The following is a 22,008-nucleotide window of genomic DNA, read 5'->3' as shown; positions in this document are numbered from 1 at the left end:
CATTTACCTATTCGCTTGCGCAAACCTTCATTTTTTAGGTCTAATGCTAGCCTTTCTGGGAAGGTTTTTGTTTGTATTATTACACATTCACGAAAATATATGATTATTTTCATTCTATTTTCATAAATTCATATGTAATCTCATGATATGAAAATTGTGTAATAAAATAGGAGGATAGAACCAGTAATATCATGTAAATATTCTATATAATAGGTTCAGAGGTGGAATTATGAATAGACAAGAAGCCCTAGAACACTTCCTTAAGACCTATGCAGAAGATGTATTGAACCAGAAATTACATCAGGCAGCGTCTTTGTATGAACAAAGAAAAGATGAGCTCATCTCTTCTTTTATTCAATCCTTTCAATCGATCTGCCTGCAAGCCCATTCTTCAGAAGTGGCCAAGACAAGGATCGGATACATTACTTATTCTATGAGGCGCACGTATCTGGTGGATCGCAACTATAACTATGTCGTCGAAGCCTATGATAAAAATTGGTTCTTTGATCCTCAACCTTGTTATGGAATCTATGATGCAGGCTGGGCATTCAGCTTTTTAGCAGAATTGGAGGATGAATTGAATCAGCTTCGAAAACCTTATATGAACAAGATTTTTCAGCCTGATGTGGAGCGATTTGTACTCCAGGCTGCAGGGGAATTTCATCAATATATTCTGAAATTAGCGAAAGATGCTATTCAGCAGGTTGTACATTTACCTGAATTCAAGGCCTTGAAATGTGAGGACGATTTGGAAGTAAGAATAGGGGAGTATAAAGGAATCAGTGAGGTGGTGTATTCAAGAGCTTATGGAGTACTACATGATTCAACAGGATAATCGTATTACGGAGTATATGTATCCAGTAGGGACGAATCGCCGGCAGTTATTGGAATGGGCAGAAAGCTCATCATGTGCCGATGAAGAATCTATTTTACAATTTTATGTATCAGGTGATGCGGACTATATTGATTTTATAGAGCATCCGTTACCCATCGTTTCGGAACAACTAAAGGAAATCTTTGATATATATCAAGCCGGATTAAGCTGGAAGTTAGTTGTTTTTGCCGATATGCAGCGAATGCAGCAAACAAGGTATTGGCTGGCAAATCCGCCTAGCCTGATGTGTTTATCACCACGCAGTGAATATCATAGGGACGGTACACTGAAGAAAATCATTTTAGATGAATATGCAGTCGAGAATCATAAAATATTCAGGGTTCAGGGTGCCAATCATCATATCATTGTAGACCTCGATGTGGCTGAATGTATTTTGAAGTTCAATCTGGCAGGCTTGAAATTACAAAAGGTCGATACAGAGGGGCCATCTATACAAAGGAGAGTCTAAGAATGAGTGAGAGCTATGTAGTGGATGGGGCACAGATACATTGCAGCTATGGAAGTCATACAGGAAGATTTAGTGTTTCAGCTAACAGGGGAATTAGTATTGGTGACAAACTACAAGGGAATATTCAGGATTTTCACCCGCAGACGCATATCCCTTCTTTCGGAATGTGTCGTAGTATGCATAATCCTGCAGTCTCTTCTGCTAACAAAGGGAATTCCGGGAAAATCATTCCGCAGTCCTGCAAACCGAGCGTTTCTATGCCTTGGTTGAATGGAAAAAAGGATGTATACGTAGATCAATCTCCGGCTCTGATGAGCTGCTCCACGAACTTATGCATGTGGTGTGGAAAAATCTCGTTCACCACAGACGGGCAGGAATAGTTAACAGATTGTAGGATTTGCATCACATGAAAAGCAACCGGGGGGAGTAAGATGGGACTGGCAGGAACTGTGCTGACTTATGGAAATATTAAAGTAAATGCACCGTATGAGATTATCAGGCTGCTTGATTTTGAATTGACACAGAAGATAAATGAGCACGGCAAGGTGTACATTACTGCTCTCATACCGGATGAGGACCATGCGAAGTATGACGGTTTAGCACATGATGAGGATGTGCTAGAGGTATATGAGATGGATGAAGACCGAGGGACAGTTAGCATCTTTAAAGGAATCGTCACCAATATTAGAATTGCATTCAAAAATGGCGTATATCACATGTACATCGAGGCTGCCTCTTTTACATATCTGATGGATCAACAAAGGAAAAACCGTTCGTTTCAAAACGGCAAATTGACATATTATCAACTATTCCGCGAACTCATAGATGCCTATCCACATGGGGATTTTATTGACCTGACGGACAGCAATCAAAAGTTAGATGGCTTTACTATTCAGTATGGGGAGAGTGACTGGGAGTTTCTGAAAAGAATGGCTTCTCATCTACAAACTGGACTGATTGCCGAGATTACGTCCGTGTTCCCGAGACTATGGTTAGGTGCCTCAAAAGAACAGGTGAAAGGTGAACTGCGCAGCATTAACTTTTCCCTCCAAAAAACAAAGTCAGGCCCCCGGTATACATATGCTGAAGTGGAGGATACGAAGCGTTTTGAACTTGGAGATGTCGTCGTGTTTCGACGAAAGCATTGGGTTATTGATCAAATTCATGCAGAGATGAAGCAAGGTATTATGACATATGACTATGTTCTCGTTCCTGAAGAGGGTATTCCGAGGGAGGTCATACATAATCAGTTTATTAAAGGTACCTCTATTGAAGGGAAAGTTATTGATTTAAATAGTGAAAACGAATCCGTTAAACTTCATCTGTCCGTGGATTCCATGCAGTCCAAAGTTGAAGGGTGCTGGTTTTCTTACCCCACTATGTATACCGGAGATGGGATCGGTTGGCATTGCATGCCTGAGCTGGGGGATCATGTCCATTTGTATTTTCCATCTAACAAAGAAAAGGAGGCTCGTGTAGTTCAATCCCTGCGTAAGAGAGACTACAAAGGAGATGAAATCAGTCAACCGTCAAGAAAGCTATTTCATACCAAAACACAAAAAGTGGCGAGATTCGATGATAAGGAATTAGCCCTCTCCACCCAGAAAGACAAGATACTGGTACGCTTAAACCCTGCATCTGGTATTCATGTGTACAGCCATCACGATCTCACCTTTCACGCCGATACAGACCTAGTGCTGCATGGCAAAAAGGTACAGATGACCGCTACTCGCGAAATATCTCTGACGTGCAAAACTAGCTATATCCGAACCGATGGAGCACTTCATATCAAGGCTAGTAAGTTCATGAAAAATCAGGTACCTGATGCCGAACTGAAAGCTTATAAATCCCTGATTCAAGAATTGAAGGGAAAAGGGTATCCGCAATGGGTGCAGAATTTGCTGCTTCAATTTAAAACGGACTACTACAAAGCCGTGGCAGCCGGGGACAAAAAGGGGGCCAAGGAAGCAGCGGCCAAGGCCAAGCAATTGCGTCAGCAGGTGGCAGAAATAGATCGTATGCCTGCCTGGGCCAGAGCGCAAATGCATGAATACACGTCCCAGTGGTGGGAAGCGCATGGAGCCAACGACAAAGCCAAGCAAAAGCAGATACATCTTCTCGCGAACCAACTGCGTGACAACGTGCTAATCAACGAGCTGATTCGTGGTCATTCAGCCAAATCCTATCTGGATGCGAATCGGCTGGAGGAGCTGTCCGGACAATACGCAGATGCGGCCCATAAGCTGACCATCGCCGATCAAAGGGCTATTGCTAAGGAAGCGGCTGCCCTGCGTAGTAAGTATGGCGTGAACAGCCTGCTTGCCAGAGATAATTTGAACAAGCTTGCCAAGAAGTATCCAGACAGCTTCTCGTACAAGCTACCAACTACAGGCGATTGGGATAAGGAGCTCAACGCCGCTTTGCATGATTTTGCGAAAAAATACGGCCTGGAAAATAAGGGATATGGTCGTGATGTGCTCGCAGTGTACCTGCATCAAGTAGCCAATGGCATTCTTCCATGGCCTAAGGTTAATAAGGCTGCAACGCCAACAGTTCCAGCAACGACAACAACGAAAACGGAACCGGGCAAGAAGCCGCCGACTACTCCTGAAAAGCCAGCGAAGGAGGAACCGAAGCCTACACCATCCAACAGTTCTGCTGATGAGAAAAGGAAAGCAATTGTAGAATTCGCTAAGAAGTTTTTAGGCAAGATTCCTTACTGTATGGATACTAAAATTACAACGATGAAGCTGGACCCCAACAATCCACCTATTTATATGGACTGTTCTGATTTTAGTTCCTCGGTGTACTTTACCATATTAAATGTGCGTATAGGCGGTACTACAAGCGATCAAATCCATCGGGGAACAGAGGTTGACTACAAAGCTTTACGATCCAGTGGGGATTATAAAAATTTGAAGTTAGGTGATTTAATCTTATTTGATTGGGGGAGTGGGGGGAAAACCAAATTCAAAGTAGATCATGTAGGAATATATGTGGGAGATGGAAAGTTCATTCACGAGCATGGTAATGCACAAACTCTTGCTGAAATGAAAAAGGACCTCAAGCCATCTCATAATGTAACAATAGATAAATTAAACACAAATTGGGGAAAAGGTTATGGTCTTATATATTCAAACGTTATCGCAATTAGACGTATTATACAAGATGATGGCTCAATAATTAACAAATAAGAAAATAAGAAAATAAGTAGTAGCTTAAAACATCATAATAATATTTGATTCCAAGGTATTCTCAGGAGAAAATAGTGCTGCCCCGTTTAGCTAGGTAGGCTTTATTGAGAACGGAATAGGGAGTGGTAAGAAAGTGAATTTTATAAAAATCATATTGATTGTTACTTTTGTAGCCATTATATCGGCATGTAGTGGGTTTAAAGGAGAGGAAGCTTTCTCGTCTCCTCACCCCCAAGAAATATCATCACACAGGGTCACACAAGATAATAGAAATGTTACTGAAAAAGAAGCACGGTGGCTTTTAAATGGAGAAGAAGACCCATATCCGACTCAATTTTTGACCAATTTAGATGATCCTACAGGGAAGACCTATATACGAATCGATGACTTGGTAGATGCGATGCAAACTAAAGAAGAGCGAATAAAATATCGCGGCTCCCAAGTAACTGTCAGTAGAGTATCAAATGATGGAAGTCGAATGGCGATCGTAAGGACAATCTCTGATGTGGAAGAAGGGGGCGAAAAACACATTCTTGAGGTATATGATCTGAACTCAGGAAAAAAAGAGTCCGAGTTTGAACTGCCTTCAACGTCTTACCCTGTAGTCTCTCCTGATTTAAGTAAATATCTTTATGAGTTGAATGGGCAAGTGTATTTATATGATGCAGTAAAGAGGAAAACGACAAAAATAGACATTGGGAAACGTAAAATAGATTTAGGTATCATTAGTTCAGGATTATTTTCTCCAGATGGCACTAGATTCTGTTTTGAGGAAAATGACCAACCAGGCATCATTATGCTGAATCTGTCCGGTATTAGTGGAGTAAAACGTTTACTTACAGGGTCTATGGTTTCGCTTTTGCAATGGGATCAAGAAGATAAATTAATTTATACAATTTCTGAAGAGGACGACAATTACACAAAAGATGTCTATTCATTTGATATAGAGAGCGGAGAAAAAAGGTGGATAACTAAAAGTACGGCACCATTTATACTATCCCCTGATCAAAAATTGGCGCTGTCCGCAGAATACGAAGCATCAAAAATGTATCTGGTTCATCTGAGCGATGGAAGAAAGGAGGATATATCCTCTTTTACTAAAAACCAAGGAATACGCACGGCTCCAATACAGTGGATCGAAGCAAAAACCAATTATATGAAGTATAGCAACAAGGTTAAAGTGAAAAGAATTACTGCCTCTTCTACGCTACCTGATCAGGGTATTCGTTCTTTTAATGTGGACAATTTAACGGATGGAAATTATTCAACCTCTTGGTGTGAAGGAACCAAGGGGGGCGGAGTAGGGGAAACGGTAACTATAGATTTGGGTTCAACTCAAGAGATGAGAGGTATAGATATAACCGATAACTTCATGTGGGTTAATAATAAGTATTTAGACGTAAGTAAAATCAAAAAAATGAAACTTGATTTCTCGAATGGGCAATCTGAAGTGTTTGAGGGCAGTGGGGCACGTTTCAAATTTGATGAACCTATACGGACTTCTTTCGTTAAGATTACCATCCTGGAAGTGAAAAAAGGCGCGGACTTCCCAAATACATGTATAGGTGAGCTGAAGTTATTGTGATGAACAGTAGAAAACGGAAAAAAACTGCAGTATGGATAAGTAAAATTACGTTATTGGTCATGATCTTTTCCATGCTATGCGGGTGTATACAATCGAATGAGGGGCAAAAAGTAGGACAGGAGCGGAATGAAACTTATGCTTCTGTCTCTCAGTCCAAGAAACCTCCTCCAACAAAAAGGGCTGTAAATTGGTTGCTCTTTGAAGCGGAAAATGAAAACATGCCTGTGGACTATCTCGTTGATATGGATGATCCTACAGGCAATACGTTTATTGATACAACTGATATTATTGATCGGTTGTACGCAAGTGAGAAAGAGGATTTCCCTAGAAGTGAGCTGGAAATAATGCGATTTTCTAGTGACGGCAAGACTATAGCACTGAGCAGATATACACATATGATAGATTACAGTGCCATTTTTATTTATGACTTATCCACATTTAAAAAGTTGTATGAATTTAATATACCTGATAGGGAATACGTCGTAATATCACCGGATTTAAGTAAATGTGTGTACACCAATAATGGAGATTTTTTTCAATACAATATTCAGGGACGAGTCACTCAAAAACTATCTATTTCCAACTATACTGGTTCGGAAGAATCTATTGGATATAGTGTGTTTTCTCCTAATAGTTCAAAATTATGTATTGAAGATAATGGTACTCTATATATTTTTGATCTGATGGCGAATAAAGAGGTTCAACGAATCACAGTGACCAAGGCAATGCAGGTTTATCAGTGGCTTTATAATAATAAGATAGTTTACCGTTCCTATGATGACGAAAAGTGGTACATGTTGAATTTAGATGACGGAAAGAAGAGGATGTTGGCAGAATTCTCTGAGAACCCTGTTTTAACTTTAGATAACCACAGGGTTGCTTATGTGAATTCGAAGGGTGAAATGCAACAACGAAACATCCAAACAGGTTTGCCTATAAAATACTCCAATCTATTTCACAGGATAGGCTATAACGTGTCCCCTACACAATGGATACAAACAACAACGGATTTAATGAAATATCGAAAAAGTATCCCGGCACGGAAAATCATTGCCTCTTCTACACTTCCAGACCAAGCAGGAAATTCCTATGCTGCCCAAAACATCATGGACGGAGATGCGAGTACAGCCTGGTGTGAAGGAGTTAAAGGAGACGGGATCGGGGAGTGGATCAAAATTGATTTCGGCTCTATGCAAGAACTGAAGGGGTTTGAACTTTTTAATGGTTTAGCCAAGTCATCCAAAGCCTTCCAAGCAAATAATAGAGTTAAACGAATGAAACTGGAGTTTTCAAACGGGCAGACCAGGGTGATAGATAATGATTTTATAAGAAACGAATTTCTTGATAACCCCATTCATACCTCTTTCGTGAAAATAACGATTGAGGCCGTAGAGCGAGGAACTAAATATCACGATACCTGTATGTCGGAGATACGATTCTTCTAGCATTTCTAACAAAGGAGAAGACATATGAAATGGAAAGAGCCAACGTTTGGTGCAACCCCTATGTTGAGAGCTTTAACAACTGCTAATGCACACAGGAAAGCACAGGCATTTGATCTTGCAGCAGAACAGAAAAAACAAAAACTAAGCTACCCAGACTGGGCCCAGACCTGGATGCGTAAATACAAAGAAGATTGGTATATTGCTCAAGTCAATGGTGACGAGGTAGGTATGCGTAAAGCGCAAAAACTGGCAGAAGGACTTCGAAGCAAATTACGCGAAATGGCCACATTCCCCAAGTGGGCTCAAGAGCAAATGCAAAAAGAAACCGTTCGTTGGATGACTGCGGAGGCAAGTGGAGATATCAGGGAAAAGCTGGCTGCCGAGAAGGCGGGACGAGCTATACGCGAGAAGCTAGGTCTGATTGATATGAGTACTAAAGCACCACCAGAAGTACCCGTTACCACCGAATCGAAAGATGAACCTACAAAAACGAACGTAAAGACTCCGGCTGGAAAATGGATACCTGCTGAATTCCAGTATAACGGTAGTTCTGAAGCTGAAAAAACATTCAAAAGACGCTCATTAAATTTCACCAAAATGAAATGGAATCAGGAAAAGTTGCATGGTTTATGGGAAGCTACAAAGAAGATACAAGAAACATATGATATTCAGATTGATCCCCGTTTTTTGTTAGCAATTATTGTTCAAGAAGGAACTGGAAGTTTTAACACTAGTAGTACAAATAGGGCGGCTGATGGTGAGCATGGTGCTGAAACTAATTATGCCAAAGATTTGATGAAAGCCAATAGCCTGATATTCGGGAAAATATTAGGATATATATATTATGGTCAGGAATTTAGGCAAGCAGTAGTAAAAAACAATAAATTGAGTGGTATTACAGGCAAAGGAGATGTTTTCCAATACTGTAATTGGTTCACGCCGATTCTTAGAATGAAATCTAAGCGAGTTGAATGTGGCATATACGCTAGCGATAACCGTTGGGGTGAGAGTGTGCGGAAAATATACAATACCTTTAGTGGGAATGAAGCTTCTAACTATGAACAATATTTGTTGAGTCTTGATAAAAGTGTAACTCAGAAAATTGCTGCATCCGAAGGTATTAAGCTTCCTAATTTTAAATTTAAACCTACCCAAAATGGTAACGATAGCAGAAAAAATGATACGAATGAGTGGAGTATCGTCGGTGAAAGATAAATCACAATTCGAAATGAGGAAAAGAAGTGTACAAACCAAGTTACGGTTATTGCATTATAATGCTTATAATGATTTTTGGAGTAACTGCGTGCGGTTCTACAAGTATCAATAATTATAAAAGTGAGAAAACAGTTAGCGTCAAAGACGAGAGCACATGGAACTATCGAAGTGAAAAAGTCGAAAAAGCCCAGAATATTGCTTCTGCCGATCCGGAGTCCCTTCAGGACGACGACTTTGAGGTCTCATATCGATCACATAAGATTGATAAGAATACGGATATTAAAGAACTTATCCATAAGTGGGGTTACAGTGAAGGATTTGAAGCTAACAATAGAGGATATAATAGTGGGAATGGAACATATAGAAGATGGAGTCTGTCCTATCCTAACTATGAGGAGCCAGAAATAAGATTTGTAGTTTTATCTAAGATTGAACTTGAAGGGGAGGAACTGGTGGATGGTGAAAGCTATTTAGTAGCCGTGAGTTTGGAGAATCCCAAGTTTAATACAAAAAGAGGCTTGAAGATCGGTGATACCCTTGGCAAAGTACTACAGCTCTATGGCAAACCGAGTATTGTAACAAATGGGAGTCTGCTTTATTCCAAGAATGGCTTACATTTGAGGATTCAGTGGGATACTGAAACGGAAAAAGTAAATAATATCTTCATAGAATATAATATGGAGAAATCCATAGAACAGCAACGTAGTGCTGATTATGTAGAAGAGGATGCTCAGCCCGACCCTGATCTAGAACCATATACTATTCAAAGGGAACAATCATTTACCACCACTCTTAATGGATGGGGAGAAGTAAAGTTTATATCCACTTTAAAAGATGAGGATACGAATGATCTGATTCAAGCAAAGTTTTTTTTGGAAGTTAACAGTGACAAAAATGTGGAAAACAAGATCCTGTACGAATTCCCCGAATTTTATGGTAACAAAGGTAGAATGATCGACAGGATCAAAGCAGTAAGTTTTAAGGACTTGAATCAGGATGGACGTACAGATATTGTTATTATTGCTGATTATATCACCGGAGTTAATGCACACGGAATAGAGACTCTACCTGTCGCGGGAATTTACTTTCAGAAAAAGGACAAAACGTACACTACCCTGCCTGAGTTGGATAAGAGTATCAATCAAACTGGACATAACCGAACACTTCAAAATGTCATTCAATACGTAAGCAAACAACGTATAAACGTTCAATGAACAATGTGAAAAGGGAGTTTTTTGAAATCAACTTTATAAAACAAAATAAAATACTATTTTTAATATTGTTATTTAGTCTGCTATTGAATGGATGTTCTGAACAACCTACGAATGAGAAGCAGCAAGCAGTTGAACCCATCAAACCTAGCACTCAAATGATAGAGAAAAAAGCTGTGACTGAACCAGAGTCTGCTGCTCAAAAACGAGATCGGAATAGCAATATTGTGAATCCGATTAATAAACGAAATGAAAATTACGCCATAGATTCTAACACATTAGATCAGTTTATAAAGAAAATCCAGCCCCCAAATGAGCAGCTTCAGAAGATATTAAAAGAAGATTTAGACCATGATGGAAAGCCGGAATATGTACTTGCTTTTGGATTAGAAAAAGAGGAGATTTACAACATATTTGTAGTCCGGGAGGATGATGGTTATCACATCATTGAAAAACTAGAGGACCCGGTTATAGTTGTGCATCTAAATACAGATGTGAAAATCATGAAGCTGGATCAAACAGACCAAAAATTTATCGTTGTATACTCTATAGGCGACGGAGGGGCTTATTCAGAGGGATTCTCCATATACACCTTGAAAAATAATCATATCAAGAGTATAAATTCTGATTTTCCTAATGCTACTGGACAAGGAATTCGAACGTTAAAAGATACCGACCATGATGGTGTATTTGAAAGTGTCGATTATTACGAGTTTAGTGACACTCAGGAGCATACCATCGTGGTCTATCAAAAATATGATGGAACAGGACCTGGAAAAAAGGAGGTTTTGTATAAAAATAAAAGTACACAGTTTGTATATCCAAGCGATCCTAAGGCTGTGATATTGAACTACTTGGAAGTTGATTATCTTATGAAGTGGTTTGATTTACCTTTTCCTGAAATGGACCAGCTCACCGATCCGGCAGCAAGGCAAACGTATGATTTTGAGGATGCCATCGATTTATCCGGTTTAGCATATTTATCTTACCCGGTGTTAGAACTGAGTATTAATGAGGTTAGTAGCGATGATAACCGAAAAATATTTTTGGTAAAAGATGATTCATTAGAAGAAAGAGCGAAAAAGGAAATTACGTTTACGTTAGAAAAACAGTCAGATAAATGGAAGATTATGGGTATAGAGATGAACGATAAATCGTAGAAAGCGTGATATCCAGCATGAATTACTTGAAGTACGGGCGAGCTTCTTGCGTCCTATTACTACTCATTTCCTGTGTAGCGCTGAATGGATGCATGAAGGAACAAAATTCTCCTGCAACTAAAACAAATCATGCACTTTCTCTCCAAAATGAAGATAAAACGATTTCCTATTCGAAAAAGCTGGACACGTTAGTGAAAAAACTTCATATAGTCAACGATGAAAATAAGGATTCTGATACCAGACAAAACAAGCTTGAGGAGTTCACACAGGAACTTAATTCGTTGTTAAATGAGCCTGGAAGTGTAGAGATGAAGGATGAAGAATTAGTAGAAAAGTTCGATAATAATCTCACTATCTTAACAAAATCGTTTCCGTTAAAAAGCGGGCAGCTCAACGTTAGGGTTATGAATTATAGAGCACCTAAAACGGTGACAGGTACGATCGGAGATAAATACACATTTATTCAGTGGTGGAGTACGAAGCAACTTGTACATGCTCAGATGATTGAGGATGGCGGGCCAGAATTGACTACAGACTTCGTGGTTCGGGATTCAGACAAGGGAATACAGCTGTTGTTAGGGGGATATGTTTCAATATATCATCCAGATCCCGTATTTGTTGCGTTGTGGGAATTCTCCGGGGAAAAATGGACACAGAAAGAAATAGTAACAGATAAGATAAAGCTTCCGGATGCGTGGGAATTGAACGAGGATACAGATGAGTTTATTTTAGAGAATCGACAACATGATAGCATGAGTATCGGAGTTTTAGACCACGGCGATGGTTTCTTAATAGACAGTGATGATTCTGAACAAAACCTTATTATTGAGTTCTCCAAAAGTGGAGAAGTCCGTATTGATTCCGAATATAGCACCGCCTTGAACGCTTATAGTGAACGGCAAAGCTATGAACTCATTCAAGAGGAATATTCAAAAAATGGGATCGTGATTAAATACCCTCAAATTACAAAACTCAAGAATATTGCAAAGCAGAAATCTTTAAACCAAATTCTTAAGGCTGATGCTTTAGAAGGATTACAAAAATATGCAGATTCCAATGCCGGAGTCCATGTCGAAATTGATTATGAGATCAAACGACAAAGTGAACGATTCTTGAGTGTACAATATACGGGTATTCATTATATGAAGGACGCAGCCTATCCTACTCATATGTTTTATACCACGAACCTGGATATGAAGCAGGTTTCAAGAATAAGATTGAGAGATCTGATAAAAGTCGAGAAACCTTTTATTGAGCTTATAAAAAGCGGAAAGATTACAGCTGTTCAGCCGGAGCAACAAGGGTTAATTGGTGATTTCACAAAAGATGATTTGATTCAATTGTTAGCAAATGCGGATGTAACCAAAGGTTCGCTTGCGGAAGTAGAAATGGAATCGTTTAGTTATTTCACAAATGATTCATTGGGGATGAGTGTGCCTATGGCACATGTGGTAGGGGATCATGCGGAGTATGAAATTCGTTTGACACAAATTCCAGAGAATATCAGGCAGAATGAGGAACTATGGAGTGAGCTAAGTTCTGTTGAGGATCAGTCTATTTCCACAGTTGGCGGTGAAAAGTTGAATACCGACCAATATGAAATTGAAGAGTCGCAGTCTTTTCAAACTACTTTCGAAGGCTTTGGGAAAGTGCGGTTTGTATCCACATATGGGTATTCGGAAGGTTTTCGTAAATTCTTTTTCTTCCTATTGGATGGCCAAGGACATATGCTGTATCCATTCCCCGATTTCTACGGGAACCGTGAGTGGGTTGCACGTTACGGAGGAGTAGAAGCAGTGGCCTTCAAGGATGTGAATAAGGATGGATTGAAGGATGTTATCATTATTGCCAAAGTTGACAACGGGATTCATGGACCTGGTAGAGTTGACCAGTTCCCTATAGCGGACATTTATTTTCAGAAAAAAAATAAAACCTTTACCACTCTCTCTGCATTAGATGAGGCTCTTAACGATCAGGGACATAATCAAACCATTAAAGATGTCATTCAATACGTAAGCAAACAACGGATAAACGTAAACTAACCGACAAAAGGGAGCGGTAACATGGGATATCCAATCATCAAGTATAATGGAACGGTTTTATCTCTTAAAAATCCAAAAGTTAAAGTTGTACAGAAAATGAATGAGCATGTGAAGGTCGTTTTGACAGGTGTATTAACGGATGCTCAAATGGAAGAATATACAGATCATATGGAAGCAGGGGCGAAGTTAGTTGTTTCTTATATGAATGACGATCATAAACAGAGTGTGCTATTTCGAGGGCTAGTCACGCAGTTCAGAATCAAGATGGTATCCAATGTAGCTCATTTGGTTGTCGAAGCTCTATCTTATACATGCCAGATGGATGAAATACCTCATAGACAATCTTTTCAAAATGTAAAGATGAAGCTGCAAGCATTGCTTGAACACGTGCTCAAATCCTATCCCAAAGCCAATTGTACGAGCCGGTTGAAGGATCAACTTTTACAGGAATTTACGATGCAATTCGACGAAACAGACTGGTCGTTTCTGAAACGTATAGCGTCTCGGCTCGGTTGGGGACTGATACCTGATCCGATTGGTGAAAAACCTCAGTTTTATTTTGGATTGCCGGATGGCGTCAATCAGCCTGAGCTCAGGCAGTATAACTACTCCATGACGAGAAAAACCAAACCAGGAGCCAGCAAGGATGACAACCTTCTATATTATAAAGTACAAACGACAGGGGCTAGAGATGTCCTGCTGCAAATTGGGGCGGAGGTTAAATTTAAAGGGAAAGCTTTATACGTCCTGCAGTCTGTTGCGTTTATACGACATAGTGCTTTGTGGCATGAATATGTGCTGACTACAGCGGATGGAATGAAACAGGATTTGATTGTAAATGAGGACATTCGGGGCATGTCATTGAAATCCAAGGTCATTGGAATCGAGCAGGATCATGTGAAGGTTTTCTTTTATGAAATGGATAAGGTCAAGCCTAACGTCAAGGAAACCTTCGCTTTTCCAACGGCTACATTTTATACATCGGAAGGGAATACGGGATGGTACTGCATGCCGGAGCTGTTTGATTTTGTAGATATCTACTTTCCGACCTCTAAAGAAAAAGACGCTATTGTGACCCACTCGATCCGAAAGAGATCCAAAGGCGGTGACTTTATTAAGGACCCATCGACGAAAATCTTTATGACCAAGTACCGCAAAGCCATTATATTTGAGAAAAATGAAATTTTAATCACGGGGAACGACGATGAAGTGGTGATTCGACTGCTGGATGACCATGGCATCGAATTGCGGAGTAAAAAGGACATCCGTGTTAAGGCTGATGGAAATTTGGTATTCAATGCGGGGAACACAATTCAGGTCACCGCGAAGGATGCTATCGGTTTAAAATGTAAAACGAGTCTGGTAGAAATGGATGGTAACATTAAAATGACTGGAGAAAAGATAAAGACGCAGTAAATAAAACTACCAAGAGAAGGGGAAAGCATGGCTAAAGTAACTACAGGAGCAATTGTCAATGAGAAAGCGCCGACCCAGGAAGATATGGTCCAAGAATGGAAACGTAAAATAAGCAAAGGCGAATATCCTTTTATTCATGTAACTCAGCATAGTACCAAAGGTGAAGAGCGCTAAATATGACTAACGACGACTGGAAGAGGCCCCTAAGGGGCCTTTTCTGCAATCATGGTTCAATATTCTAATTCTTTTTAGGATTCCTACTATCGATGAACCAAGCAGGTCCTAATACATCTAGGACTTCTTTTTTTTCAAAATCGTAAGCAATGGATATCGAGTGACCTTCATGTCCTTTTATATAGCCGATTAGATAAATCGTGTTATTAACATAGCTACCTATATAGTCATAACTCTTAAATATGAAATCTGCCCTATAGTATTCCTTAATGTACTCTTTTCCAATAGGTATGCCTGTCCGAACGATTTCTCCTTTTTGGCATTCGATGCGTACTGCATGTAAAAGAAAACTCCTACCAGAATGACAAGTGATATAAAGACAAAAAGCCATAGTTGTTTCTTTTTCAAGTTGAAGTATTCTCCTTAAAATTGAGCTAAATATGCTATAAGCTTTCTTAGGAATAAGGTGCATTCTTATCTATAACCTTACTATTAATAAACCAATCCGGTCCCGTAACATTGACGATTTCTTTTGAGTCCAAGTCATAGGATATCCTAATTAAGTCTGTATCGTTTCCTTTTATATAGCCGTAAAGATGTACTCTTGCAAAGACACTGTTTTCTTCAATATTGTAATTTTTTAATACGAAATCCGTATTATAGTGAGTTTTAATATATTTGATACTGACAGTAGTAGCAGACTCCACTACCTCTTCCTCTTGAGCGGTAGAAAAACCACAACCGCCCAGAATGGTTAATATTATGATGAGAACTGTGCAACATTTAAGGATTGTGTTCATTTACGCAACATTCCCCTAACATGCTATTTATAATTTAATGTGAACTACAACCAGAATGCAGTGAACAATGACGTGGTTCTTATTTTTGTTGCAAATATCTCTCAGTAACAGGAAGTATTTTAATGATATTACTTCTTCATATTTAGGAAAAAGTCATCTGTTAGAGGGCATTTGAATACAGACTTGATTTTAGAATGGCGGAACAATCTTATTAGGATTCCTACTGTCGATGAACCAATCCGGTCCAGTTACGTAGAGTACTTTTTTTTTCTTATAGTCGTAATTTAGTGAGATTATCTGACCTTCATGTCCTTTTATATAGCCACGAAGATAAACGGTAGAGTTAACATAGCCGCCAATAAAGTCGTAATTTTTGTATATAAACTCGGCATTATAATGTTTTCTAATGTATTCTTTTCCAATAGGTATGCCAGATTGGACGTACTCTTCTTTTTGTACATCCTCCGTATATTGCATGTAACAAAAGATTCCAACGAGGATTGAAACTACTATAAAGATGCTTCCCCAATCCTTTTTCTTCTTCAAGTTGAATTCTTCTCCTTAGTATCTCCTGACTATAAACTCATAACATTACTGCTTTTTATAATAATAGTAGGATAGCTCATTTATTTAATAAAAGGATTAGCTCGGTACAACGTTTAAAAATTGTGTTCATATACGCAAATCTCTTCTAACATACAGTTACAAAGTCCTAATCGTTATTAGGTATGAACTGCGACCCAAAATGCAGTAACCAACGACTTTATACTTATTTTTACTTTCAACTATACCGCAAGTAAACAGGAAGTATTATAATGATTTCACTTCCTTAGATTGGAAAAATATATTCTTGAACTGGAATGAATCATATGTTTTTTTTTTTTTTTTGCATACAAATCTTGATATTTAAAATGGTGGAACATTCTTTTTAGGGTATCGACTGTCAATGAACCAATCCGGTCCGGTTACACTAAGCACTTCTTTTTTTTCAAAATCGTAAGCGATAGATATCGATTGATCTTCATGTCCTTTTATATAGCCGATTAGATGAACCGTATTATTAACATAGCTACCTACATAGTCATAACTCTTAAATATGAAATCAGCCCTATAGTATTTTTTGATGTACTCTTTTCCAATAGGTATACCTGTTCTAACGGCTTCTTCTTTTTTTATATTTGATGCGTAGTGCATGTAATAGAGAGCTCCTATTAGGATGAAGAATAAGATGAGAGCAGTAACCCAAATTTTTTTTCTTTTCAATTTTTAGATGCTCCTTTTTTGAAAGTATCAACTTTTTCTAACTTTATAATATATTAGGTGATTAGACAAGGTGGGGTAATAATTGCAGTATATTAGTGAAAAAACATACTGGAAGATAGCAGATGAGGCTTACCTATTGGATATTGATCCAAAGACTTATAAAAATGAAGATATTCCTGGTTGGAGGGTTGTTGATTTAGACGAAAAACTATTACATGACACGAACGGTTCTGGATTTGATGCGACCGTTTTTCACAATGAGAATAGCAATCAGGTGATCATAGGGTATAGGGGTACAGAACCAGGAGGAAGACCACTATGGAGTAGAGCGATGGACATAGGAACAGACATCAACGACGTCGTGGGTGGACGAGCAAAAAATTTAAATCAAGTTCACGATTATTATGTAAATAATCAAGAAGAGATAAAAAATTCCCCCCCACAGGTACAAAGTTCATTTCATCAGTATGAGGCCCAGTATCAGGATAATCAATTTACAAAAGCTCAAACACTGTACGATGAAGTGAAGAAGAAGTACCCCGCTGCCGAAATATCTACGACAGGTCATTCTTTAGGCGGTGCAGAAGCAGAATATGTTGCAGTGAAGAATGGTTTATCATCTGTGAGTTTTGCTGCTCCGAGCATTGTACATTTATTGCCTGAAGATCTTCAAGAGAGGGTAAAAGCAGGAGAATTCAAGAAGACTAATGTGGCTTTTGCCCATCCCGGAGATAGCGTTGGTGGGGGAGCCACTAAGGCTAACCAACATGTGGGGGAAACGTATCATATTGGGAGTGATTATAAGACTGCCAATGTAGCCAAGTTTACTATTCCTGTTTCAATTCCCTTGGAAAGAAAAACCGAATTGGAAAGACTTTTTCTTGGCCCCAAGTGGACTCCTATTGTTTATGTTCCGATTACATTGCCTATGATACAGCAAGATGCATTCACCAAATTCTATAATTCTGTATTAGGTGGAGAGAACACTCATAGCATGGGAAATTTTACGTTTGATGAAAATGGCAATATCAGCAATCCACTGTACACCATGGACGGACAACTGGTAGAAGGTAATCCGCGGGTGCAGGCGTACGAGCAAATGCTGGCCGCGCAGGCAGAGCTCAAGCAAGTCATGGGCGATCTGGTTGAACGTTACGGTGCACAAATGGGTGCTTTCGGGCAGTTTGCTGCTACTGCACTGGGTGTGAATTTGATGGGAGCAGGACAACAAGATGGTCGCACTAATGGTGGGGCATATTTTGTGGGCAACAAAAATGGAGGCACAATTCAATTAACACCTGAGGAGCTAAAGCATGCTGCTAATCAGATGCGTTCTAGCTTGCATGGATTTTCCAGTGATACCCGTGCGTCCATTCAGTTATTTCAGGCTCATATTGGGACAAGTGAAAGTCAGTCTTTGACCCCGCTTGCGCATAGTGCTACGGCGACACTGGATCGGATTAATCGCTGGTATCAGGAATCGATTACAGAGATAGCAGAATATATAGATCGTAAGGGCCAGGAATTTACGATGGTGGATCAATAAGAAAGAGCAGCTGGAAGAACACAACGGGAGGCGAAAGAGATGAGCAGAATATCTTTGAGCCTGGGGGATCTGCGTAAGGCTGTTCAGCAATGCGAGCAGCTAAAGCAAAGACTTCAGCATCAGGAGCAGCAGATGAAAAATATATATGGTAGGCTGCATGAATGGCGGGGAGAATCAGCTGCTGAATTAACACGTAAAATGGAGGTGTTTCTCCAAGGAACCACGGTACGAATACAAGAATTGGACGAGCATAAAGAGCAGTTGAAACGTTATATTCGGAAAATGGAAGAAGCTGATCGGCGTGAGGAGAGACGCAAGCGGGCTGCACAATGGTGATACAGACGGACTGCAATAGTTAGGAGAACATCATGAAAGATCAAAATGCATTTGTCATTTTACTTATATTGAATATCGTTTATGGCTTAACGTTATTTGCCTATCCGGCCATGCTGATGGTGGTCGCATTTTCTTTCGATGCACCAACAGCTGGAGATTATCTCAGCAATTATATTTTTGCCTATGTCATAATGAGCTACCCGATAGGAATATTCATATCTTGGATCTGTTGGTACTTTTATCATCGTTATGCTTTTAAGAAGGCATATATTATTGCTAACTTTATGCTGCTGTGGCCGGCTACTCTTGTAGTGTCCTCGTGGATTCAATCGGCTTTTTCTTGAAGGGGTTCCCATCTGGCCAGTCAGCTACATAACAAAAAAACCGTACAATCGCTAGGGGACTCCCGCGGGGTACGGTTAAATGCATTTAAGTAAAAACTACATATATAGTAGAAGGAAAAAAATTTCCTCTGGAATGACGACGATAAAACCCTTGGCCAGAGATTTACCGGAGTCTACTTTAAAATTACCCTGTGGGCGAATATAGCAGCGTTCGGAAGCTTGGGGATGAGTTAAAAAAGGTGTAAAAATGTTGAAAAGCTACAAAGTTCGACATATTGTTCGCTTTTTCGCATCATATGTGATTGGATTAGGGATTTTTGTTTGCTATTTATCGTATATTTATGTATAATCTATCGTGTTGAAAGATTGATTGTACGTAATATGCTGATGAGGGTGGGTTCATGACGCTGCTCGACAGTAACGAAAGCAAGAAGCGGATGTGCCAGATTTACAATGAAGTTTCAAAGGAACTGTTCGGCTTCGGGACCACGCTGCTGCGGGCCACCGTTGAGAACAACATTGTTACCTTTGTGGCGAAGCACCGGCGTTCTCCACGCTCGGCGGCATTGGAAGTGGAAGCCCCCGGCTTGAAGCTGGAAGTGGATTTCCGAATGTCCATGCTGTACAAGAAGAGACTTCGCGAGAAGCTGATTGAGGATATGGAGCTCGATATAGATGCTTTACTGCGTGATTATGATTCAGCAACGCAGTGGGCTATTACGAACATCATTCTGAAGGAGTCCTAATAAAATTGGATATTCGGCTTTTCGCTTCGGATCTATCTGAGGGGAGAACCTGTTATAACGCGCAGCGGGATCAACTTATTCTTTGTTTACGAAGAAAAGTATTCTTGTTTTACAAGAGTACTTTTCTTTTTTGTGTCATAAGGTGTGCATAATAAAAAATAGGGGGAGTTTCATATGAAGAAATGGTTTAAAGGGTTTATGGCTGTGACCTTGGCATCCGTGATACTGGCAGGTTGCGGCAGTAATGCTACTGGCGGTCAGACAGATGGAAAAGATGGTTCAGCTGATGGGAAAAAGAAACTAGTTATTTCCACATGGGGCTTTTCCGAGGACTTTTTTAACAAAGAAGTGTACGAGCCTTTTGAAAAAGAACATAACGTTGACATCGTGGTCGAAATTGGAAATAATGCGGAACGGTTGAACAAAATCAGTCAAGGCAGCACAGATGTCGATCTGATTTATCTGTCTGATTATTATGCTCAACAAGGAATCCAACAGGGATTGTTTGAGAAGCTGGATCGCAGCAAGGTGCCGAACCTGAACCAAATTTATGATATTGCCAAAGCACCGCTGGGTGAGGAGTATGGTCCTGCTTATACGGTCGGGCGTCTCGGTATTGCCTATAATCCGGAGCTGGTGAAAAAGAATGTGACCTCTTGGGCTGACCTGTGGGGAACTGAGTTCAAAGGAAACGTGACTTTGCCGAATATTACGGCGACTGCCGGACCGATGATGGTAGATGCAGCCTCCAAGGTAGCGGGTAGTAAGGAGTTTAATGAAGACCAAGCCTTCGGAAAACTGAAAGAGCTGAGTCCGAATATCGTTAAGTTTTATAGCAAAACATCTGAGTTTGTGAACATGTTTAGTCAGCAGGAAATTGCCGGCGGTCCGATCATGGAAATGTACTTCAAAGATTTGCAGGCGGCTGTGCCAGGAGCGAAATTTGTAGCTCCTAGTGAAGGTGCTTACGCAGTAATGAACACGATTAATGTAGTGAAAGGCTCCGACCAGAAGGAGCTGGCTGAGGAATTTATCAACTGGCAGCTGAGCAAGGAAGTTCAAGAAAAATCCGCCAAGGCAAAGGTTGATTCCCCGGTGAATACGCAGGTGGTACTGTCCGGTGCGGATACAGAGGGAATTACGTACGGTACAGAGGTAGTGAACAAGCTGACCAAGCTGGATATGAAGTTCGTTAACGATCATATCAAGGCATGGACAGATCGCTGGAACCGGGAAGTTGCACAATAATGAAAAAGGTTATATTAGATGTAGATACGGGCATTGATGATGCGTTGGGTATTTTACTAGCAGCCAAAAGTGGTCAGCTGGATATCCAAGCGATTACTACGGTATGCGGTAATGTTTCACTTAAACAAGCAACATTGAACACATGCAAAATCCTCGACCTTTTAGATAGACCGGATATTCCGGTTTATCGGGGGGCGGAGGCTCCCTTAATACGTAAAGGCCTGCACGAGCATCGTGTCCATGGAGAAGACGGTATTGGAGGCGCACTGAGTGGAGTAGTCCCAGCCATGTCAGCGTCCGAAGGTTTTGCACCGGATATCATTATTGATACCGTGATGGCTCACCCGGGGGAAGTGACGCTCATTTGCACCGGGCCACTCACTAATCTGGCATTGGCGCTGCTGAAGTGTCCCGAACTGACGGATCACGTCGATGAAGTCATTTTTATGGGCGGTGTTATTCACGGGTGCGGCAATATTACACCTGTAGCGGAGTACAACATGTATGCTGACCCTGAAGCCGCACGAATCGTATTTCATGCAGGATTTGGTCGGTTGATACAGGTGGGACTGGATGTAACACGGAAGGCTCTGCTGACTGCGGATCATATTGCTCGTCTGACCCGCCCAGCAATTCGTAATTATGTAGCTGAAAGCACGGCCGTTTATACCAAGCGTTATGAAGAACGCAACGGGGTAAAAGCCTGTGCGCTTCATGACCCGCTTGCCGTGGGTGTCGCATTGAATTCGAGGTTAGTCGATACCTCGCTGTTGTATGTCGACGTAGAAACCTCCAGTCGCATATGTGACGGACAAACAGTGGGCGATGTACAGAACCGCCTCAATCATAGCCACAATATGAATGTATGCGAACAGGTGGACAGCGAAGCTTTTCTGGAGCTGTTTATCCAGGTGCTAAACAAGGAATAACATTTTGATAA

General features: G+C 40.3%; 22 protein-coding genes. 18 read left to right on the top strand and 4 right to left on the bottom strand.

Features of this window, described 5'->3' with window-relative positions; translation table 11 throughout:
* Positions 1-229 precede the first annotated feature (229 nt).
* The 12 genes from ACWA2B_RS05550 (at position 230) to ACWA2B_RS05495 (ending at position 14,785) form a co-directional block, all read left to right on the top strand.
* Positions 230-835: a hypothetical protein gene (locus tag ACWA2B_RS05550; protein WP_029518645.1), complete on the top strand. Its 606-nt coding sequence runs from the start codon at positions 230-232 to the stop codon at positions 833-835.
* Positions 819-1,343 (top strand): hypothetical protein, encoded by a 525-nt coding sequence (locus ACWA2B_RS05545; protein WP_165145931.1) that lies wholly within the window; start codon positions 819-821, stop codon positions 1,341-1,343. The genes ACWA2B_RS05550 and ACWA2B_RS05545 overlap by 17 nt, the downstream gene beginning before the upstream one ends.
* A gap of 2 nt (positions 1,344-1,345) precedes the next feature.
* Positions 1,346-1,723 (top strand): DUF4280 domain-containing protein, encoded by a 378-nt coding sequence (locus ACWA2B_RS05540; protein WP_029518643.1) that lies wholly within the window; start codon positions 1,346-1,348, stop codon positions 1,721-1,723.
* Between the two features lie 51 nt (positions 1,724-1,774).
* Positions 1,775-4,537 (top strand): NlpC/P60 family protein, encoded by a 2,763-nt coding sequence (locus ACWA2B_RS05535; RefSeq protein ID WP_449291778.1) that lies wholly within the window; start codon positions 1,775-1,777, stop codon positions 4,535-4,537.
* A gap of 133 nt (positions 4,538-4,670) precedes the next feature.
* The gene (locus tag ACWA2B_RS05530) at positions 4,671-6,122 is read left to right on the top strand and encodes an NADase-type glycan-binding domain-containing protein (RefSeq protein ID WP_069010974.1); all 1,452 of its coding nucleotides are present in this window, start codon (positions 4,671-4,673) and stop codon (positions 6,120-6,122) included.
* Positions 6,123-6,181: 59 nt separating this feature from the next.
* A complete protein-coding gene (locus ACWA2B_RS05525) occupies positions 6,182-7,567 on the top strand; it encodes an NADase-type glycan-binding domain-containing protein (RefSeq protein ID WP_449291777.1) in 1,386 nt (461 codons plus the stop codon).
* A gap of 24 nt (positions 7,568-7,591) precedes the next feature.
* Positions 7,592-8,782, top strand: a complete 1,191-nt coding sequence (locus ACWA2B_RS05520) for a hypothetical protein (RefSeq protein WP_449291776.1) — start codon at positions 7,592-7,594, stop codon at positions 8,780-8,782.
* 59 nt (positions 8,783-8,841) lie between these two features.
* Positions 8,842-9,996, top strand: coding sequence for a hypothetical protein (locus ACWA2B_RS05515; protein WP_238437831.1), 1,155 nt, complete (start codon positions 8,842-8,844; stop codon positions 9,994-9,996).
* Between the two features lie 155 nt (positions 9,997-10,151).
* Positions 10,152-11,153, top strand: coding sequence for a hypothetical protein (locus ACWA2B_RS05510; RefSeq protein WP_449291775.1), 1,002 nt, complete (start codon positions 10,152-10,154; stop codon positions 11,151-11,153).
* Positions 11,154-11,170: 17 nt separating this feature from the next.
* Positions 11,171-13,195, top strand: coding sequence for a DUF4163 domain-containing protein (locus ACWA2B_RS05505; RefSeq protein WP_449291774.1), 2,025 nt, complete (start codon positions 11,171-11,173; stop codon positions 13,193-13,195).
* Positions 13,196-13,216: 21 nt separating this feature from the next.
* Positions 13,217-14,611, top strand: a complete 1,395-nt coding sequence (locus tag ACWA2B_RS05500; protein WP_069010968.1) for a hypothetical protein — start codon at positions 13,217-13,219, stop codon at positions 14,609-14,611.
* Between the two features lie 27 nt (positions 14,612-14,638).
* The gene (locus ACWA2B_RS05495) at positions 14,639-14,785 is read left to right on the top strand and encodes a hypothetical protein (RefSeq protein WP_449291773.1); all 147 of its coding nucleotides are present in this window, start codon (positions 14,639-14,641) and stop codon (positions 14,783-14,785) included.
* 64 nt (positions 14,786-14,849) lie between these two features.
* Here the strand turns inward: ACWA2B_RS05495 and ACWA2B_RS05490 are convergent, their stop codons facing one another.
* The 4 genes from ACWA2B_RS05490 to ACWA2B_RS05475 form a co-directional block, all read right to left on the bottom strand.
* Positions 14,850-15,257, bottom strand: coding sequence for a hypothetical protein (locus ACWA2B_RS05490; RefSeq protein WP_449291772.1), 408 nt, complete (start codon positions 15,255-15,257; stop codon positions 14,850-14,852).
* Positions 15,241-15,585, bottom strand: coding sequence for a hypothetical protein (locus ACWA2B_RS05485; protein ID WP_029518635.1), 345 nt, complete (start codon positions 15,583-15,585; stop codon positions 15,241-15,243). The genes ACWA2B_RS05490 and ACWA2B_RS05485 overlap by 17 nt, the downstream gene beginning before the upstream one ends.
* 189 nt (positions 15,586-15,774) lie before the next feature.
* Entirely contained in the window at positions 15,775-16,131 is a 357-nt protein-coding gene (locus ACWA2B_RS05480; RefSeq protein WP_165145949.1) for a hypothetical protein, read from the bottom strand.
* A gap of 360 nt (positions 16,132-16,491) precedes the next feature.
* Entirely contained in the window at positions 16,492-16,848 is a 357-nt protein-coding gene (locus ACWA2B_RS05475; RefSeq protein ID WP_029518634.1) for a hypothetical protein, read from the bottom strand.
* An 82-nt stretch (positions 16,849-16,930) separates the two neighbouring features.
* Here ACWA2B_RS05475 and ACWA2B_RS05470 point away from each other — a divergent pair, with 82 nt between their 5' ends.
* From ACWA2B_RS05470 to ACWA2B_RS05445, 6 genes are all read left to right on the top strand, one after another.
* Entirely contained in the window at positions 16,931-18,394 is a 1,464-nt protein-coding gene (locus ACWA2B_RS05470; RefSeq protein ID WP_449291771.1) for a lipase family protein, read from the top strand.
* A gap of 39 nt (positions 18,395-18,433) precedes the next feature.
* Positions 18,434-18,730, top strand: coding sequence for a WXG100 family type VII secretion target (locus ACWA2B_RS05465; protein WP_069012572.1), 297 nt, complete (start codon positions 18,434-18,436; stop codon positions 18,728-18,730).
* 32 nt (positions 18,731-18,762) lie between these two features.
* Positions 18,763-19,074 carry a hypothetical protein gene (locus ACWA2B_RS05460; RefSeq protein WP_029518632.1) on the top strand — a complete coding sequence of 104 codons (312 nt, stop codon included), beginning with the start codon at positions 18,763-18,765 and terminating at the stop codon, positions 19,072-19,074.
* 401 nt (positions 19,075-19,475) lie between these two features.
* On the top strand, positions 19,476-19,820 hold the full coding sequence (locus ACWA2B_RS05455) for a hypothetical protein (protein ID WP_029518631.1): 345 nt from the start codon (positions 19,476-19,478) through the stop codon (positions 19,818-19,820).
* A 174-nt stretch (positions 19,821-19,994) separates the two neighbouring features.
* The gene (locus ACWA2B_RS05450; protein ID WP_449291770.1) at positions 19,995-21,068 is read left to right on the top strand and encodes an extracellular solute-binding protein; all 1,074 of its coding nucleotides are present in this window, start codon (positions 19,995-19,997) and stop codon (positions 21,066-21,068) included.
* Entirely contained in the window at positions 21,068-21,997 is a 930-nt protein-coding gene (locus ACWA2B_RS05445; protein ID WP_307351176.1) for a nucleoside hydrolase, read from the top strand. Before ACWA2B_RS05450 ends, ACWA2B_RS05445 begins: the two co-directional genes overlap by 1 nt.
* Positions 21,998-22,008 lie beyond the last annotated feature (11 nt).

The organism is Paenibacillus sp. CMM36 (assembly GCF_053570945.1).
The sequence above is the reverse complement of the archived record's forward strand: the minus strand, read 5'-3'. Positions and strand labels throughout refer to the sequence as shown.

Excerpts from the sequence above, each read along its gene's own strand:
- ACWA2B_RS05550 (WP_029518645.1), top strand. The coding sequence starts at position 230 with ATGAATAGACAAGAAGCCCTAGAACACTTCCTTAAGACCTATGCAGAA.
- ACWA2B_RS05545 (WP_165145931.1), top strand. The coding sequence starts at position 819 with ATGATTCAACAGGATAATCGTATTACGGAGTATATGTATCCAGTAGGG.
- ACWA2B_RS05540 (WP_029518643.1), top strand. The coding sequence starts at position 1,346 with ATGAGTGAGAGCTATGTAGTGGATGGGGCACAGATACATTGCAGCTAT.
- ACWA2B_RS05535 (WP_449291778.1), top strand. The coding sequence starts at position 1,775 with ATGGGACTGGCAGGAACTGTGCTGACTTATGGAAATATTAAAGTAAAT.
- ACWA2B_RS05525 (WP_449291777.1), top strand. The coding sequence starts at position 6,182 with ATGATCTTTTCCATGCTATGCGGGTGTATACAATCGAATGAGGGGCAA.
- ACWA2B_RS05520 (WP_449291776.1), top strand. The coding sequence starts at position 7,592 with ATGAAATGGAAAGAGCCAACGTTTGGTGCAACCCCTATGTTGAGAGCT.
- ACWA2B_RS05515 (WP_238437831.1), top strand. The coding sequence starts at position 8,842 with ATGCTTATAATGATTTTTGGAGTAACTGCGTGCGGTTCTACAAGTATC.
- ACWA2B_RS05510 (WP_449291775.1), top strand. The coding sequence starts at position 10,152 with ATGATAGAGAAAAAAGCTGTGACTGAACCAGAGTCTGCTGCTCAAAAA.
- ACWA2B_RS05505 (WP_449291774.1), top strand. The coding sequence starts at position 11,171 with ATGAATTACTTGAAGTACGGGCGAGCTTCTTGCGTCCTATTACTACTC.
- ACWA2B_RS05500 (WP_069010968.1), top strand. The coding sequence starts at position 13,217 with ATGGGATATCCAATCATCAAGTATAATGGAACGGTTTTATCTCTTAAA.
- ACWA2B_RS05495 (WP_449291773.1), top strand. The coding sequence starts at position 14,639 with ATGGCTAAAGTAACTACAGGAGCAATTGTCAATGAGAAAGCGCCGACC.
- ACWA2B_RS05490 (WP_449291772.1), bottom strand. The coding sequence starts at position 15,257 with ATGCACCTTATTCCTAAGAAAGCTTATAGCATATTTAGCTCAATTTTA.
- ACWA2B_RS05485 (WP_029518635.1), bottom strand. The coding sequence starts at position 15,585 with ATGAACACAATCCTTAAATGTTGCACAGTTCTCATCATAATATTAACC.
- ACWA2B_RS05465 (WP_069012572.1), top strand. The coding sequence starts at position 18,434 with ATGAGCAGAATATCTTTGAGCCTGGGGGATCTGCGTAAGGCTGTTCAG.
- ACWA2B_RS05460 (WP_029518632.1), top strand. The coding sequence starts at position 18,763 with ATGAAAGATCAAAATGCATTTGTCATTTTACTTATATTGAATATCGTT.
- ACWA2B_RS05455 (WP_029518631.1), top strand. The coding sequence starts at position 19,476 with ATGACGCTGCTCGACAGTAACGAAAGCAAGAAGCGGATGTGCCAGATT.
- ACWA2B_RS05450 (WP_449291770.1), top strand. The coding sequence starts at position 19,995 with ATGAAGAAATGGTTTAAAGGGTTTATGGCTGTGACCTTGGCATCCGTG.
- ACWA2B_RS05445 (WP_307351176.1), top strand. The coding sequence starts at position 21,068 with ATGAAAAAGGTTATATTAGATGTAGATACGGGCATTGATGATGCGTTG.